Below are 16,671 nucleotides of genomic sequence, written 5' to 3'. Positions count from 1 at the left end.
GCTCTAAGTTTAGTCGTGGGTGCTACCATCAGGCATGGTTGCTCCACTTAAGTTTGTTTGACTCAGGTCTAGCTCTGTGAGGTTTACACTAGTTAATACTGCGTTACTCAAGTTTGCTTTTTCTAAGTTTACTTTAGTAAGGTTAACACCGCTCAAGACAGCTCCACTCAAGTTCGCGCCTTGTAAAACAGCTTCGGTAAGAACTGCTCGACTGAGGATGGCATCACTTAGGTTAGCATCACTTAAAATTGCTCCGCTCAAAATTGCGCCACTGAGATCTGCCCCACTCAGATTTGCTTCGGTCAAATCTGCTCTACTTAAGTTTGCTTCAGTTAAGTTAGTTCCTTGCAAGTTTGCCTGAGCCAAGTTTGCTCCACTTAAGTTAGTTCCACTGAGGTTTCCTTGACTAAGGTTAGCGCCTCCTAAATTACCTTCAGTAAGATTAGCTCCTGCTAAATTTGCACCAAGTAAAAAAGCATCGTATAAATTAACTCGACTGAGTTCTGCTTCTGTTAAAACTGCACCAGTTAGCTTTGCTCCTGCCAAAACTGCTTCTGTCAAGTCTACTTTTGTGAGAATTGTTCGACTAAGATTTGCTTCACTTAACTCAGCTTGAGTCAAAATAGCTTCGCTTAAAATTGCTTCACTCAAGTCAACTGTATTCAGCGTTGCTCGTGTCAAATCTGCAGAGCGCAAGTTGGCACTACCAAAGTTTCTCTCTCCTGCCGCATACTTATTAAGAAGTTCATCAATATCCATAAAGGCTGCTCTGTAAGTTAACTTTTTGTCAGTTTCAAGGATACTTAAAGTTGATGCCATCTTCCGTGCGAGGGAGGAGAAGTGCTAAGCGTCAAGATGCGATCGCATAGTTGATTCTGACTACAGAAAGAAGGGGTGTAGTCAAAACTGGTTGATAGAGATGTTCTAATTATAGGTACAGACAAGAGCGCACAAAATGTAGAATGCGAGTGCGAATGAATCCGCCGCTTAATAAACTAAGTCCACCTCCGTGGACTTACTCATAAAAATCTTGTTTTAGTGTACGAAGGTACACTTTGCCTGGATAGCCCCGAAGGAAGTCGTAGGGCATCAGTGATTTATGCTTCTTTTTGAAGATTTGAGCTTAACACAAAACCAACAGTTTGGCAACTAACGGTAACAGCTTATTACACGCTTCGACAAAGGCAGTAGCACTTGGTAAACTAGCGGCAGTACCTTTGAGGATCTTAATTGCGGTTTTTGCCGCATTTTGCATTCCTGCTTGAGTTTGTCCTGCTTCTGCTAAAACTTTTACTTGCTCTAGTGCTTCTGCTTTATCCTCTGAGTTCAAGTCTGCTTCATCCTCAATCGCTGCCTTTAAATGCTCAAGTAATTTGGCAAGTTGCAGCGCTTCTGGAGACTCAGCTTGTTGCAGTTGACTGATTGTGTTTGTGACAGCACCACTAATTTGACCGATCGCGACTCCTGTCATATTTTGATTTTGTCCCGCCGCTGCAACACCGCTAACGCTACCTTGAACGCCACTGATATTGATACTTCCTTGATTGTCAGACATGGTATCTCCAAAGTTATAGTAAGTTTCTGCGTAAAATTTATTGCTTTGAATCGCAGTAACAACCATGTTTTCTAAGCTGCGAATGCGTTGATCTTTCTCTGCAATTCCTGCAAGTAATGCTTGCATATCCTTGTAGGGTAAAGCTTTAATTTCGCTGTAGGTAGCAAAATATTCAGCACTCAGTTGCGAGCGATCGCTATGACCTGCAACTTTGGCTTGTAAGCGAATTTTGTCTTGCCCTCGTCCTTCTAAGGCGATAATTTTTAACTCAGCATTGGGGTGGTTTGCGGCTAACTGCTGCAGCGCAATTGCAGCTGCACCAGGATCGATGCCTTGATGATGGTAAAGATCAAGTGTCTTAAGCGCAACGGCACGCGGATCGACATTTTGTTGACGATACAGATCGAGCGTCTTAATTATTGGTGCAATAAAGTCAGAAAAATCTCCAGGTTGAAAGTTTTCCGATTTATTATCTGGTTTACGACAAGGGTCGGGATCGTCCTTTGTTGGCAAGTGTGTATAAATATATTCGCATTCAACTTGCTCTAGTTTGGTATTAGTAGCGATCGCCCAATCTTGAATGTAAGCTCCAGTTAAACAAGCTGATGTCAAGTTAGCGTGATACAGTTGTGTCCGTACCAGCTTGGCTCGGCATAGATTTGCATTTTGTAAAGTCGCTTCACTGAGATCTGCAGCGATAAAGCTAGCATCTTCTAAATCAGCATCTTGTAAATTGATACCTGATATTGTGAGGCGATCGTAGTTTTTATTTCTGCCATCTTTAGAGACGACTAACTGTCGTACTTTTGATACTTCAAGATACGTTAGTGCGACATCAGCAAAGTCAAGTCTTGCTTGAAACCAATTCGTACGAATTAATTTTGCACGACTAAACTGTACAGCTTTCAATGTGGCTTTAGTAAAGTTAGCACCGGTTAAATCAGCACCGCAAAAACGAGTACCACCTATAGCAGCAACAGTAATAGCAACTTTGCGGACTAAGCCATAATGCTGAGCATCGCCCAAAGCCCCCCAACTAACGTAAGCGCTGAAAAATATCACAGTCCATGCTGTCCAAACAGTCCACCAAGGCTCTTGGTTTGTCACTATTATGAACGTGCCAACCAGAACAGCAACAACGATATGTAGAATTGCAGCGGCTTCTCCAGCAACAATTACCGAAGTAGCGATCGCTGCAGAGACAGCAACAGCTCCATTCACTGCACCAATTAAAGGCCATAACCGCAGTTGTAGCCCTGCTTTAATGTTAACAATTAGAACAACTGCGAACACTAAAGAAATAACGAGTAAACCTGCAATCCGGTAGTTCTGTAATCCTGCTAAAGCATGGCTAAAGTTAGCATCTTTGAGAATGGCATTTGTGAAGTTTGTTCCCCGAATATCTGCACGGCTGAAATTAGCACCTGTTAAGTCTTGTCCTTTAAAAGAGTATCCTCGGAGGTTTTGACCAGAGAAGTTCTGGGGCATAAACACATTGTGGAGGAGGGAATTTCTTATGTCCTACAGAGCCAACGAAGACGTTTCCGGAATCGATGTTTATTTATATTGTTTCAGGTGAATACCTATTTGACAATGAATCATGAGATAATCCCATCGCTACTGAGGATTGAATAATTCGTCATTAACTCAAAACTCAACACATTCATAACTCCGCTCGAAAGGCGGTAATTCCTGCCAATAATGCACCATAATAGATTTTGCAGGAATACCACTGAAAGTGCAGTTCGCTACCTATTCAGTGATAATCTTAAAAACAGTCTATTAAAAACTGTATCTCCCAGATAGCTGAATTACACTCCGAGGCGAGAGAATGGTCACTACCGCAGAAAAAGCAAATATTGGCTACATTACGCAAATTATTGGTCCTGTTGTAGACGTTAAATTTCCCGAAGGCAAAATGCCGCAAATCTACAACGCTTTAATCGTCAAAGGAACCAACGAATCCGGACAAGAGGTTTCCGTGACCTGCGAAGTGCAGCAGTTGCTGGGTGATAACCAAGTACGTGCCGTTTCTATGAGTTCTACCGACGGCTTGATTCGCGGTATGGAAGCGAGCGATACAGGCGCTCCCATTAGCGTACCCGTTGGTAAAGCTACCTTGGGACGGATTTTTAATGTCCTTGGCGAACCCGTTGACAACATGGGACCTGTCAATACAGAAGAAAGGTTTCCAATTCACCGCGATGCACCAAAACTAACTGAATTAGAGACGAAAGCCTCAGTATTTGAAACTGGTATTAAAGTAGTAGACTTACTTGCTCCCTATCGTCGTGGTGGCAAAGTTGGCTTGTTTGGTGGTGCTGGTGTTGGTAAAACTGTCATTATTCAGGAATTAATCAACAATATCGCTAAAGAGCATGGCGGTGTGTCTGTGTTCGGCGGTGTGGGCGAGCGCACGCGTGAAGGTAACGACCTTTACAATGAATTTAAAGAATCTGGGGTAATCAACGAAGAAAACCTCAATGATTCAAAAGTGGCTTTGGTTTACGGTCAGATGAACGAGCCACCTGGAGCAAGAATGCGCGTCGGACTGGCGGCTCTGACAATGGCTGAGTACTTCCGCGATGTCAGTAAGCAAGACGTACTCTTATTTATTGATAATATTTTCCGCTTTGTCCAAGCAGGCTCAGAAGTATCAGCACTTTTGGGACGGATGCCCTCAGCAGTAGGATATCAGCCAACATTGGCAACCGAAATGGGTGCATTGCAAGAGCGAATTACTTCAACTAATGAAGGATCAATCACCTCGATTCAAGCAGTATACGTACCTGCAGACGACTTGACTGACCCTGCACCTGCAACAACATTTGCGCACTTGGATGCAACCACGGTACTATCGCGTGGTTTAGCATCTAAAGGAATTTACCCCGCTGTAGATCCACTTGATTCAACTTCTACGATGTTGCAGCCTAGTATTGTAGGAGATGAGCACTACAGCACTGCGCGCGCAGTTCAAGCAACGCTACAGCGTTATAAGGAACTTCAAGACATTATCGCAATTCTTGGTTTAGATGAACTGTCTGAAGACGATCGCCTAACAGTAGCTCGTGCTCGGAGAATTGAGCGTTTCTTGTCGCAACCGTTCTTTGTTGCAGAAGTCTTTACTGGTTCTCCTGGTAAGTACGTGAAGCTTGAAGAAACAATCAAAGGCTTCCAGCGGATTCTCTCTGGTGAACTTGATGACCTACCTGAGCAAGCATTCTACATGGTCGGTAACATTGATGAAGCGATCGCTAAAGCTGAAAAGATGAAAAGCTAGAAGAGGGGTGAGGAGCGAGGGATTAGGGGCGAGTGATTAGTTTTGAATTTTGAATTGAAGACGTTTCTTAACTCATAACTCAACACTCTTAATGAGTAACTCCTAGTCTCCTAGTCTCCCCAGCTTTTATTGCTTAAAAACCTTCAGTTCCCGCTACTTGATAACTTCCCTGATTTTTTTAAGAAATATGGCTTTAACTGTTCGTGTTGTTTCACCGGATAAAACCGTTTGGGATGCAACAGCACAAGAAGTGATTCTACCAAGTACTACTGGTCAGCTAGGTATTCTCAGCGGTCACGCACCCCTACTAACAGCATTGGATACAGGCGTTATGCGAGTTCGCCCTAATCCTAACGAAGATTGGGTTGCGATCGCGCTAATGGGTGGATTTGCTGAAGTTGAAAGTGATGAAGTCACTATTCTCGTTAATGCCGCAGAACGTGGCGACAAAATTGATTTAGAATCTGCTCGTACTGCTTACAATCAAGCAGAAGCAAAAATAAATCAAATTCAAAATGCTTCACGTCAAGAGCAAATTCAAGCTAATCAAGCCTTAAAAAGAGCACGCGCTCGTTTCCAAGCTGCTGGTGGAATGTTGTAAAGAAGGAGTGAGGGGTGAGGGGTGAGTGTAGGAGTGTAGGTAATAGAGTTTTGAGTTTTGAATTTTGAATTTTGAATTAAAAGAATTTTCTTAACTCATAACTCAACACTCAACATTCATAACTCTCTTAGTCTCCCCAACTACCCGCCTACCCAACTACCCTCTGCTTATTATCTCCCACCGCGATCGCGTTCTAGGTCATAAATTGCTTTTTCAATCGCCCAGTTTGTCGATTGGTGCGGATGATTGAGTTTGATGTTATTTATGAGACGGTTAGCAGCTGCTTGGTCATTGTGTAGTAGCGTCATTAATCGTTTTTGCAATCTAGGGCTAGCTTGATTAAAACTACCTTGATTGGTTGTATTACCAAGCGAGAATTTATTTGTACTACTGGCAACTGCTACTGCTGCTGTAGCGCCAATTGCTCCTAAAACAACTAATGTGCCAACTTGACCAGAGTCATCGCTTTGTTGTGGTGTACGATAACGAGTTTGGGCGATCGTGTGGGGTAAGTTTGTAGCATGGGTTGGCTGAGTTGCAAACATTGCCGCAGTACTTGCTCTGTGTTCCGTAGTTTTGACTGCAAATGGTAAAATTTCAGGAACTTGAGCACTTATGATAGTAGCTAAGGCAGCGCCTATAGGTAACAATTTCAGCATGGCTTTTTAGGATATGTACAACTTAATGAATTGATAAACGTTTTAACTGCCCCTCACATTTCAAAGAAATATTTGACTATTGCTAATATAATCGTACTCGTTATGACTTCGCATTTATATAAGATGAGAGTACGGATCGCCGCATCAGTCATGGTCATAACAGCAGAGTTCTACTAATTACAAACAATAAAAAATGACTTTACATTGCAACTGAAACGGTATCAGAATTAAGTATCTGCTTGAGAACATTAAGTCCAACCTGAGACGTTTCATCTAGTAACCTTGGTTCGACAGATTTATCGTTAGGAGTGTGGTAATTTGGTTCCTGACCTCGATAAAAGAAGAGGACTGGCACACCTGCTCTTGCAAAGGGAGCATGATCGCTACCTCCTCGACCACCAAAGACAGAAATATCAGATTGCGTTGCTTGCGTAAGTTTTGTGAGTGATTGTGTTCCACCAACAAGCAACTGGTCATTAACACCGACCATATCAAAATTCAGCATAGCATCCAGTCTTTTCAGAAAACTAGGTTGCGCTTGACTAACAAAACTTCTTGAACCGTGCAAACCATCTTCCTCGCCATCAAATGCCACAAACCAAGCTTGACGTGCTAAAGGTGTTTGAGCCATTTTGCGGGCAACGTCTAAGACAACAGCAGTTCCAGAGGCATTATCGTTTGCTCCTGGAGACTCTGGAACAGAGTCATAATGTGCGCCAACAACAACACGCGGTTGTGTGACACCAGGAAGATGAGCAATGACATTTGTCCCAGTGACAGTACGTTGGCGAGTATTGATTGCAAGAGACACTTGTGGCTGCTGCGACTCGAATAGAGAATTACCTACTTTTCCAGACAGTGCTAATACCGGAATTTGCACTTCTCCACCAAGCGTACCGTACAAATCGCCAGGCTCATTATTAACAATAACGACCCCTACTGCTCCTGCCTTTGCTGCGTTTTGAGCTTTTTGGAGAAACGGAATTTCACCGCGCCGAATGAGTGCGATCGCGCCTTTGACATCAACCGCAGCAAAATCTGATGCTTGTCCAACATTCGGAACAGCGACAAGCCGCGCACTTTGTTTACCAGCAATTGAGCCATTTAGAGCGCGTCCATTAATTGTGCGACCATTGACTGTAATATTTGAGCCAAGATCCTCAAATTTTGGATATGTGAAGGTTTGAGTTCTTGTTTCGTAGCCAGCACGGGTGTATTGCTCAATTAGATAAGCTCTAGCTTCTTCCATGACAGGTGTGCCTGTTACCCTAGGACCTAGTTCGACTAAAGCTTGGACATCAGCAATTGCACTTTCAGATGCAACTGTACTCTCAGCTTGGCTAAGTAAAGTGCCACGCTCCGCTCGTTCTTCTAAAACGGTAGTACACCCTGTAAAGCCAATACTCAGAACACTTACGCCTGCAACCAGCAACTTAGCGATTTGCTGTAGGGAAGGTCGGGAGTTAGATAGTTTATTTAAGTGCAAATTTTGATAAGTCACGAAGTACCGTGTGCGCTATGTAAATGAAGATAAGATACTTATAAATATCACTATTTTCAATTTTGAGTGCTAGATATGGCACTGATATGACGCGAGTATGTCAGAGCAAAAGAAAATATAGAGTGGTCAATAGTTTTTATGTTGATCTACTTTCTACTGGTAAGTGGGTTAACCGAATTTAACAAGAAATATGGGTTATGCATCTTACCTGCCCATGTTCTATGGTTTGGCAGTCAAGGCTTTTTTATAAAAATTTATACGAAGATTAGCGGTGAGAAACCAACATCAGGCGATCGCCAATCAATCGCTCATTTAGTCACTCGCTAGGTTATGAAACGTCAACGTCTTTCACACGCCGAATTGGTAAGTTAGCAATTAGTGCTGTTGATCGTTGGTTATTTTCTAGACAAAACTCTAATCCATCTGGTTCGAGTTCTACATAACGCGAGACAACTTCTAAAATTTCCTGTTGCATTTTCTCCAGTGCTTGCGGACTCAGATCAGCGCGATCGTGGGCAAGTACTAATTGCAGTCGCTGCTTAACTGCACTGCGGCTGGTATTCTCATTACGCGGTACAGGAAAAAATCGATCGAGAAATTCGGTAATCATGACAGTGGGTGCAGGGGTAGAAGCTTAGATGATAGAAAACAACAGCTTACGCAGGCGAGCAAAGAAGTTGTCTTGGGTAGGTTCCAAATCGAGAAACTCTACTTTTTCCCCTTCTAATCGTCGAGCAATATGATCGAATGCCGTTCCTGCAAGTGAGGCAGTTTCAGACAACACTAAAGGTTCGCCTCGGTTAGTTGAAACGATGACACGCTCATCTTCTGGAACAACACCAATCAGAGGAATAGATAAAATTTCTTGAACATCCTGTACAGACATCATGTCATTTACCTGTACCATTGCAGGTCGCAGGCGGTTGACAATTAAATGAATATTTTTGATTCCTTGAGCTTCGAGTAAACCAATGACGCGATCGGCATCTCGTACTGCCGCAATTTCTGGTGTCGTGACGATTAATGCTTCTTTTGCACCGGCGATCGCATTTTTAAACCCCATTTCGATGCCAGCCGGACAGTCGATGACAACATAGTCGTACATTTCTGTCAAAGAATCTACAAGCTGTTTCATCTGTTCAGCAGTGATTGCCTCTTTGTTGCGATTTTGTGCCGCAGGAAGCAAGACCAACCCTGATTCGCGTTTATCTCTTACTAAGGCTTGCTCTAAACGACATTCACCTGATACGACTTCCATTGCCGTATAGACAATCCGATTTTCTAATCCCAGAAGCAAATCTAAGTTTCTTAACCCAAAATCTGCATCCACCAAAACAATTTTACGCCCTAGTCGGGCTAATGCCATGCCCAGGTTGGCGGTGACTGTGGTTTTACCTACCCCTCCTTTACCAGAGGTAGTTACGATAATGCGCTTCATGATGGTAACGAAAATTGGGATTTAGAAAAATCAGCAGCTTTAGCGATCCGAATACCTTCAGACATGACGTAAGCAACCTCTGGATAAAACTGAGATGGAACATTCGTCGGTGCCCTCGCGACAAATTCTGCAATCCGCAGCTGCGTTGGTTCCATTTGCAGTGCCATAATTAGACACTTAGAATTACCAGCAGCACCTGCATGGGCAACTCCGCGCAAACGACCCCAAACTAGAATATCGCCATTTGCCACTACAGTACCACCTGGGTTAAGGTCTCCTAACACAATTACGGAACCTGCATGACGAATTTCCATACCAGATCTCACAGTCATTTGGAGATACAGTGGTTCTGCCAGGGGTACAGGGGTGGCGTTTAATGTTTGATTAATTTTAGTAACAGATGTTTGTTCGACACTATAGCCTGCGGTTGCTGCGGCAACAGCTGTTTGACGGCGACTAGTAAACACGCGGGTTAACTGCAGTTGAACTTCTGATAAAGCATCGGCAATTGCTTGAAGTTGTTGAGCGTCTAATAACCGATCTGTCGCTATGAGATGGACATTTGTGCTGGGTTGCCAAAAGCGATCGCCGCCATTTAGCCGCTGCTTTAATTGTTGCCAAAGATCAGACCAATTTGTTGCCGTCGCATCGGTTTCTGTCGGCAAAATCAATAACAACTTTTCTCCCTCACCCTTGAGGCGAACTTGTAAGTTAACATTCACCGTATTTGAGGGAGGGACTGCTGCGTTTTCTATTTCTGGCAAGGCAGAATCAGTCATGTAACACTGGTTTGGGAAACCAACTTAATATCATCTTAGATTAGTTCTGAAGGAGAACTGGATCTTTTTCAGTCAAAAGATTAGCCGTTAGCAATTAGTTGACTGCCAAGACTTAAGGAGGACGACACCTAAGTTTCTAAAGACTACAGTATCAGCACACCTCATGCAATAGCTTGAAGATGGAGGCAAAACCGTGACATTTGGGCAATGGCTGGGTTTGCTTGCTCTTGCAATCTCACTCTACATTTTGTGGCAGGTTCAGCAAATAGCTCTTTTAGTATTTGCATCTATTGTTCTGGCAACACTTTTAAATCGGGTTGTGCGCAGTATCGAGCGATATCGCATCAATCGAGGTATTGCGATCGCTATGACAATGACTGTCTTGCTAGCTTTAATTATCAGCTTTTTTGCAGTTATTGTGCCGCGAATTATTGAGCAATTACAAGAACTGGTATTACTCATACCTGTGGTGTCCAATCGACTCAGAATTTGGTACAACTGGCTGCAAACAGTCGTTCCTGTAGAAGTTTTGAATAATTTTAATGTTATTCTCAGCAGTCTTGCAGGGCAGCTGCAATCTTTGATTGCTCAAATTTTGGGCAATTTTTTAATCTTGCTTAATGTTTCACTGACCGCATTTTTGAGCTTGCTGTTGTTTTTAGTTATCACTCTGATGTTGCTAGCTAATCCTGCGCCCTACCGTCGGCTTTTGATGCGGATTTTTCCTGCTTTTTATCGACGGCGAGTTGATCTCATTCTGCGAGAGTGTGAAGTTGCTCTGATTGGCTGGATCAAAGGGACTTTAATCACAATGCTTTTTGTAGGTTTGTTGAGCTTTACTGGTTTATCCGTGCTACGCGTACCACTGCCACTAGTCAATGCTGCCTTAGCAGGGTTACTGGAGTTTGTTCCTAATATTGGACCAACTTTGAGTGTTTTTCCTCCAGCTTTACTTGCTCTACTTGATGCACCTTGGAAAGCTCCTGCTGTCATTGGTTTGTATGTTGTCATTCAACAAGTTGAGAGTTTGATTTTAGTACCGCTAATTATGCAACAAGAAGTTGCGCTCTTACCAGTATTTACGATCTTGGCAGTGATAGTGTTTGCTAGTTTTTTTGGGTTTTTGGGTTTGTTTCTCGCCATTCCACTACTGATTGTGGTTCAGATTTGGCTTAAAGAAGTATTGATTAAAGATGTACTCAACAAATGGCATGCAGCAAGCGACCATCGCACTGTATCTACGGTAGATAAAACTAAAATCAACTCTTAGATTGGTAAGTTATTCGTGAGGTCTTTGTAGTCTTCTGTAAACCGTCGTCAGAGCATTAGCATCGCCAACATTACCAGGAAATAAGACTACGGGTAAGTCAGGATGAGGATGATCTGATGGAGTGCGGACAATTGAACAACCAGCTAAAACTTGCCCAAGAAGCCGTGCTGTTGTTAAAGCTAAACCTGTACTTAAGACATCATTAGACGTGATGCCTCCTTTGCTAATCAAAAACCCAATATCGCTGGGTAAGCCGCGGACAATATCCATCAGCAGTGCTGAAACAGATATACCAAACTGCAAACGTGTCTGAACATCAGCAAAAACTAGTTCTTCACGGCTAGTAAATACTACAGGAGTTTTACCAGCCGCGTGGGTAGCATAGATTTTTTCTAGCGTTGCGTCTAATAACTGATGGGGTTGTTCTAATGAGTCGGTGAGTAACTGGGCGACATCAACTTCGATGCCTACTACGTCAGATTCTTGCAAGAGTTTTTCTAATTGTTCTGTTGTCTTTTTGACGTGAGAACCAACAAGCACGACACCTGGTTTACCTGCGCGGACATATTGCGACATTTCCTCTGGTGGTACTGGCTGTGGTGGTAATTGTGCTAGTGCTGTGAGTAAACTTGCTGCGCTGCGAAATAAATAGCGTTTACCTTGCTTTGCTGCGGCGAGAACATCTTGCGCAAAGCGGTTGAGATCGTCTTGTGTTTCTGCATCAACTACAACACATTGATTATTTGTGAGATTTTGTAGTCTTTCAAGTGTTGAGACATTTCCGGCAACGTCTGTACCACTACGAATATCATTGAGTAAAAATCGTTCAACTTGAGCGGGGCTAATGCGTCCTTGAGTTTTTTCGGCAACATAATCTGGTAAGTAACTGTAGGTGTAGCCAAAAACTGAATCACGAGCAAATTCAGTTTCGTGTACTGGAATTGGAATGCCATCAACAATGAGATAATGAATGCTGTCGCGAGTAATCCGCCCGCCTTCAATAAACGCTGGAACTAAAAAATGAGCATCAAAGGAACCAAGTTCTGCAGCGATGACATCAGTTTCAATCGGGTAATGTCCGCGTAAGGTTGAATCTGAGCGACTGACAATGAGAAAATCGTCAATTCCAGCGGCGGCGATCGCAGCTTTGAGATTGTGGCATACTTCTTGAGTGACTGATGCTGCTTGTTCTGGCGGAAGCGATCGCGTATTTGTTAAAACAAAGAAAATTGGCGAGTCATCACTTAATCCTAGTTGTAAAGTTTTTTCATCCCAGCGCGTCAGAAGTAAACAACTGTGAACAGTTTGCGAACCTGTAGGATCGTCATCAAGAACAATGACTTTGAGTTGAGTTGCCATCTTTAATTTTAGGAGCTGCGCTTGTCATTTTCGCACTTCGTGCTTGCGTGCCGCTATTATATAGGTAATCGATTGATATCTCGATTTGAGCCAATCACAACCATTGCGCATCCTTTTTCTAGGCGATCGTTTGGTTCAGGATTAATCACAAACTTACCATTGTGACTGACGGCAATCAAATTCAAACCAAAGCGACTGCGGAGTTTCAATTCAGCAATTGTTTTGCCGTTAAATTCATCGGGTACGATAATTTCCACAATGCTATTATCTGGGTCAAGATCAAAGCGATCTAAAATTGCTGGTTTCGTTAGCGATCGCGCTAATGCACATCCTGCTTCATATTCTGGAAAGACAACGTGATCTGCTCCTACTTTTTGTAATAACTTATAATGAACTTCGGAAGAAGCTTTAGCAACGACGTGAGGAACTCCGCCTTCTTTCACGTTTAACGTAGTAATTATGCTCTCCTCAAGATAGTTACCAATCGCAATAATCACCGTATCAAACTCAAAAACTCCCGCTTCTCTTAGTGCTGTAGGCTGAGTTGAATCAAGTTGAACTGCATGAGCAGCAATTTGATCTGTCAAAACCTGGGAAACTCTTTTTTCGTCAATATCTGTTGCCAACACATCGTAACCTAGATGATATAGTGTCGAACATACCGCTCTGCCAAATCGTCCTAGCCCAATAACTGCAAATTGATGATTACCTTGGCGTAGACTGCGGAAAAAACCTAAAGAAGATAGATTCACGCTTGATCCCTTAAATGAGAAAACCTTGTTTGATTAAAACTCTGTACGAAATGCTTGATTTCTACCCTAGCAGTGTATGGTTCATATTCGTAACTAACCAGACATTTTCTCTACAACTATCCTACCAAGAGGTTTTCTTCGGGGTAGCGGATGGCGCGAGGGCGGGGATCTCCGAGTAAAGCAGCCATTAGTAGTAAAATTCCGACTCGTCCGACAAACATTGTGACGATCAAAATTAGCTTACCAGATGCAGAAACACTAGCAGTGATTCCTGTTGAAAGTCCAACTGTTGCAAAGGCAGAAACAACTTCAAAAAGGATTTTGATAAAGTTGACTGCTGGATCTGTAATAGACATTAAAATTGTTGCCAAAATCACTGTTACTGTTGAACCAACGACAACACCAATAGCTTTTAATATTAACGATATAGGAACTTGTCGCTGATACATTTCTACATCTTCTTTACCTTGTAAAATTGCTTTAGTGCAATTTGCGAGTACTCTAGCTGTTGTTGTTTTAATTCCACCGCCAGTACCACCAGGACTTGCACCTATAAACATCAAAGCAATTGTTAAAAAGAGTCCTGCTGTTGTCATTCGACCGATATCAATGGAATTAAAACCTGCAGTTCGTGTTGTCACTGATTGAAACCAAGCTAAAACTAGTTGATTGCCAAAATTGACCGTGCCAAAAGTTTCAGGATTTCTTAATTCAATAAATAAAAAAGCAATTGTTCCAATAACCAGTAATGCTAAAGTTGTACTTGTGGCTACTTTAAAGTTTAATGAAAAAACGGTGCGATATGGTTTTCTTAAGAGGCGATCGCGCATCCATAAATACATTTCAAAAATGACTGGGTAGCCAATACCACCAAGAATAATTAAGGCAGAAACTGGAATGACTAGAGGTAAATAAAACTGATATCTGATATAACTATCAGGAAACAAACTAAAACCTGCATTATTCCAAGAATTAATACTATGAAAAACTGCTAACCATAAACCTTGAGTAAATCCATAATCAGCATTAAATACTGGTAGTAGCACTAAGATTCCTGTAATTTCCATAACTGCTGTTAAAGCAATAATTGAACGCAAGATTTGCGTACTACCGTGAATTCCTGGTCGATCTAAAGATTGCTGAATGGCAATTTTATCCTTGAGGCTAAATCTGCGTCCTAGTAGCAGTAAAAGAAAGGTGTTGGCTGTCATGTAGCCAAGTCCGCCGATCTGCACCAATATTAGTAAAAAAAGTTGACCCCAGAAAGAAAAATAGGTTCCGGTATCTTCCACAGCTAATCCTGTAACACATACTGCAGAAGTCGCAGTAAATAGAGCAACAATTGGGTTATTCCACATCCCACTGCTGGTAGAAAACGGCATCATCAGTAAAATAGTTCCTACGGTAATGACAGCAAGAAACCCAAAGCAAATCGAGCGAGAAACAGTCATATGAGGAAAGGACAAGTAAGAAATGAGAAAAAGCTCAACTTAATTTAAACCACACATGGTAGCCTACGAGTATCAATTGCTAGGCTAATTGGTTTTTGGCTCACTGTGGTAGGTTCATGAGTGCAACACTAAATCAAAGAATTCAACAATTTTATGACGCTTCTTCTGGACTGTGGGAACAAATTTGGGGCGAACATATGCACCACGGGTATTATGGTGCAGCAGGTAAGGATAAGAAAGAGCGCAGACAAGCCCAAATTGACTTGATTGAAGAATTACTGCAGTGGTCCCAAGTCGAACAAGCACAAAACATTCTTGATGTAGGCTGTGGAATTGGTGGCAGTTCTTTATATTTAGCAGAAAAACTGCAAGCTCATGTTACAGGTATTACCCTTAGCCCTGTGCAAGCGGCAAGAGCAAGCGATCGCGCGGCTGCTGCCCAATTAAGTCAACAAACTCAGTTTCAAGTGGCAGATGCCTTAAATATGCCCTTTGCAGACGCAAGTTTTGACTTTGTCTGGTCCCTCGAAAGTGGCGAACATATGCCTGATAAGGCAAAGTTTATGCAGGAATGCTATCGAGTGCTAAAACCTGGTGGCACGTTGTTAATGGTCACTTGGTGTCATCGTCCTACTGGTGGTAGTGCAGGAGAACTGACTGCTGATGAACGCAAACACTTAGAGGAAATTTACCGAGTTTATTGTTTACCTTATGTCATTTCGCTACCAGAATACGAAGCGATCGCCCGCAATCTTGGCTTACAAGATCTGCGCACTGCTGATTGGTCAACGGCTGTTGCCCCATTTTGGAATGTTGTGATTGATTCAGCGCTTAATCCTGGTGCGCTTTTGGGGTTGCTGTTTTCGGGTTGGGATACGATTCAAGCAGCTTTGTCTTTGGGGTTGATGAGTCGCGGTTATGAACGCGGGTTAATTCGGTTTGGTTTATTGTGTGGCAGGAAGTAGGACAGAGGATCAGAGGGGCAGAGGAGTTGATGAGTCAAGTTTTTGAGCGATTGCAGCAGTTGGGGTGGCGTGGCTGGTTACATGCTTTGTGGAAGTTTGCGCGTCCGCACACAATTATTGGTACAAGTTTAAGTGTGTGGGGAGTGTATGTGCTGACTTATGCGATCGCCCGAAGCAATATATCTTTACTTTCTCCTTTGGGTGCTTGGGTTGCTTGTTTGTGTGGCAATGTCTACATTGTGGGGCTAAATCAACTAGAAGATGTCGCAATTGACAAAATCAACAAGCCCCATTTACCGCTCGCATCTGGTGAGTTTTCGCAGCGTACGGGGCAAACTATTGTTGCAGTGACAGGTTTGCTAGCGTTACTCTTAGCGTGGATGTTGGGACCATATTTGTTAGGAATGGTGGCAATTAGCTTAGCAATTGGTACTGTTTATTCTTTACCACCAATTCGGTTGAAGCGGTTTCCCTTCTGGGCAGCGCTGTGCATCTTCTCAGTACGCGGTGCCATCGTAAATTTGGGACTATTTTTGCACTTTAGTTGGGTATTGCAGATTGAACGCTCGATTCCTGCCGTTGTCTGGACACTAACAGCGTTCATTTTGGTGTTTACGTTGGCGATCGCTATTTTTAAGGATATTCCAGATATCGAAGGCGATCGCCAATATCAAATTACAACATTGACGATCAAGTTAGGACAGAAGACTGTCTTTGATCTTGCACGTTGGGTACTGACAATTTGCTATTTAGGAATGCTTTTTGCTGCATGGCTGCCTCAAGTTAATGTTGTATTTTTAATCAGTATTCATTTGCTATTGTTAGGGCTGATGTGGTGGCGCAGTTGGCAGGTCGATTTACAAGACAAAAGCGCGATCGCAAACTTCTATCAGTTTATTTGGAAGCTCTTTTTTCTAGAATATCTGATTTTTCCTGCTGCCTGTTTATTAGCCTAAAGTAAAAACGGAGAAATTTGAGAGAGTGATATGAGTTTTGAATTTTGAAGAATTTTCTTACAGCAATCCTAGATAATTCATCAGAATTCCTCCTCTCTTCTGTTT

General features: G+C 42.7%; 16 protein-coding genes. 6 read left to right on the top strand and 10 right to left on the bottom strand.

The window, feature by feature from the left end:
- Window positions 1-9: 9 nt before the first annotated feature.
- Complete coding sequence (locus tag CSQ79_RS07745; protein WP_289500808.1) at window positions 10-819, bottom strand: pentapeptide repeat-containing protein; 810 nt, start codon at window positions 817-819, stop codon at window positions 10-12.
- A 304-nt stretch (window positions 820-1,123) separates the two neighbouring features.
- The gene (locus tag CSQ79_RS07740; RefSeq protein ID WP_099700591.1) at window positions 1,124-3,043 is read right to left on the bottom strand and encodes a pentapeptide repeat-containing protein; all 1,920 of its coding nucleotides are present in this window, start codon (window positions 3,041-3,043) and stop codon (window positions 1,124-1,126) included.
- A 343-nt stretch (window positions 3,044-3,386) separates the two neighbouring features.
- Here CSQ79_RS07740 and atpD point away from each other — a divergent pair, with 343 nt between their 5' ends.
- Both atpD and atpC read left to right on the top strand, forming a co-directional pair.
- Window positions 3,387-4,835, top strand: coding sequence for a F0F1 ATP synthase subunit beta (gene atpD / locus CSQ79_RS07735; RefSeq protein WP_099700590.1), 1,449 nt, complete (start codon window positions 3,387-3,389; stop codon window positions 4,833-4,835).
- A 187-nt stretch (window positions 4,836-5,022) separates the two neighbouring features.
- Window positions 5,023-5,436 carry an ATP synthase F1 subunit epsilon gene (gene atpC / locus CSQ79_RS07730; RefSeq protein WP_099700589.1) on the top strand — a complete coding sequence of 138 codons (414 nt, stop codon included), beginning with the start codon at window positions 5,023-5,025 and terminating at the stop codon, window positions 5,434-5,436.
- Window positions 5,437-5,606: 170 nt separating this feature from the next.
- On the opposite strand, the gene CSQ79_RS07725 is transcribed toward atpC, so the two are convergent.
- Together CSQ79_RS07725 and CSQ79_RS07720 are read right to left on the bottom strand one after the other, a co-directional pair.
- Complete coding sequence (locus tag CSQ79_RS07725; protein WP_099700588.1) at window positions 5,607-6,095, bottom strand: hypothetical protein; 489 nt, start codon at window positions 6,093-6,095, stop codon at window positions 5,607-5,609.
- Window positions 6,096-6,294: 199 nt separating this feature from the next.
- Complete coding sequence (locus CSQ79_RS07720; RefSeq protein WP_289500804.1) at window positions 6,295-7,596, bottom strand: M28 family peptidase; 1,302 nt, start codon at window positions 7,594-7,596, stop codon at window positions 6,295-6,297.
- 138 nt (window positions 7,597-7,734) lie between these two features.
- On the opposite strand from CSQ79_RS07720, the gene CSQ79_RS07715 reads away from it, so the two are divergent.
- Window positions 7,735-7,923 (top strand): hypothetical protein, encoded by a 189-nt coding sequence (locus CSQ79_RS07715; RefSeq protein ID WP_099700587.1) that lies wholly within the window; start codon window positions 7,735-7,737, stop codon window positions 7,921-7,923.
- 1 nt (window position 7,924) lies between these two features.
- Here the strand turns inward: CSQ79_RS07715 and minE are convergent, their stop codons facing one another.
- From minE to minC, 3 genes are read right to left on the bottom strand one after another with little or no spacing between them, the layout of a single operon-like run.
- Window positions 7,925-8,206: a cell division topological specificity factor MinE gene (gene minE / locus CSQ79_RS07710; RefSeq protein ID WP_099700586.1), complete on the bottom strand. Its 282-nt coding sequence runs from the start codon at window positions 8,204-8,206 to the stop codon at window positions 7,925-7,927.
- A 24-nt stretch (window positions 8,207-8,230) separates the two neighbouring features.
- Window positions 8,231-9,034: a septum site-determining protein MinD gene (gene minD / locus CSQ79_RS07705; protein ID WP_099700585.1), complete on the bottom strand. Its 804-nt coding sequence runs from the start codon at window positions 9,032-9,034 to the stop codon at window positions 8,231-8,233.
- On the bottom strand, window positions 9,031-9,813 hold the full coding sequence (minC, locus tag CSQ79_RS07700; protein ID WP_099700584.1) for a septum site-determining protein MinC: 783 nt from the start codon (window positions 9,811-9,813) through the stop codon (window positions 9,031-9,033). Before minC ends, minD begins: the two co-directional genes overlap by 4 nt.
- A 193-nt stretch (window positions 9,814-10,006) precedes the next feature.
- Between minC and CSQ79_RS07695 the strand changes: the two genes are divergently transcribed.
- Entirely contained in the window at window positions 10,007-11,083 is a 1,077-nt protein-coding gene (locus CSQ79_RS07695; RefSeq protein WP_099700583.1) for an AI-2E family transporter, read from the top strand.
- 9 nt (window positions 11,084-11,092) lie between these two features.
- Here CSQ79_RS07695 and CSQ79_RS07690 read toward each other — a convergent pair whose 3' ends face one another.
- The 3 genes from CSQ79_RS07690 to CSQ79_RS07680 form a co-directional block, all read right to left on the bottom strand.
- The gene (locus tag CSQ79_RS07690) at window positions 11,093-12,442 is read right to left on the bottom strand and encodes a four-carbon acid sugar kinase family protein (protein ID WP_099700582.1); all 1,350 of its coding nucleotides are present in this window, start codon (window positions 12,440-12,442) and stop codon (window positions 11,093-11,095) included.
- 56 nt (window positions 12,443-12,498) lie between these two features.
- Window positions 12,499-13,194 carry a potassium channel family protein gene (locus CSQ79_RS07685; RefSeq protein ID WP_099700581.1) on the bottom strand — a complete coding sequence of 232 codons (696 nt, stop codon included), beginning with the start codon at window positions 13,192-13,194 and terminating at the stop codon, window positions 12,499-12,501.
- A gap of 116 nt (window positions 13,195-13,310) precedes the next feature.
- On the bottom strand, window positions 13,311-14,645 hold the full coding sequence (locus CSQ79_RS07680; protein WP_099700580.1) for a TrkH family potassium uptake protein: 1,335 nt from the start codon (window positions 14,643-14,645) through the stop codon (window positions 13,311-13,313).
- 116 nt (window positions 14,646-14,761) lie between these two features.
- Here CSQ79_RS07680 and CSQ79_RS07675 point away from each other — a divergent pair, with 116 nt between their 5' ends.
- Complete coding sequence (locus CSQ79_RS07675) at window positions 14,762-15,610, top strand: methyltransferase domain-containing protein (protein WP_099700579.1); 849 nt, start codon at window positions 14,762-14,764, stop codon at window positions 15,608-15,610.
- A gap of 29 nt (window positions 15,611-15,639) precedes the next feature.
- Window positions 15,640-16,566: a homogentisate phytyltransferase gene (locus CSQ79_RS07670; RefSeq protein ID WP_099700578.1), complete on the top strand. Its 927-nt coding sequence runs from the start codon at window positions 15,640-15,642 to the stop codon at window positions 16,564-16,566.
- The last annotated feature ends 105 nt before the right edge of the window (window positions 16,567-16,671 follow it).

This window comes from Gloeocapsopsis sp. IPPAS B-1203 (genome assembly GCF_002749975.1).
Taxonomy (GTDB): domain Bacteria; phylum Cyanobacteriota; class Cyanobacteriia; order Cyanobacteriales; family Chroococcidiopsidaceae; genus Gloeocapsopsis.
The sequence above is the reverse complement of the archived record's forward strand: the minus strand, read 5'-3'. Positions and strand labels throughout refer to the sequence as shown.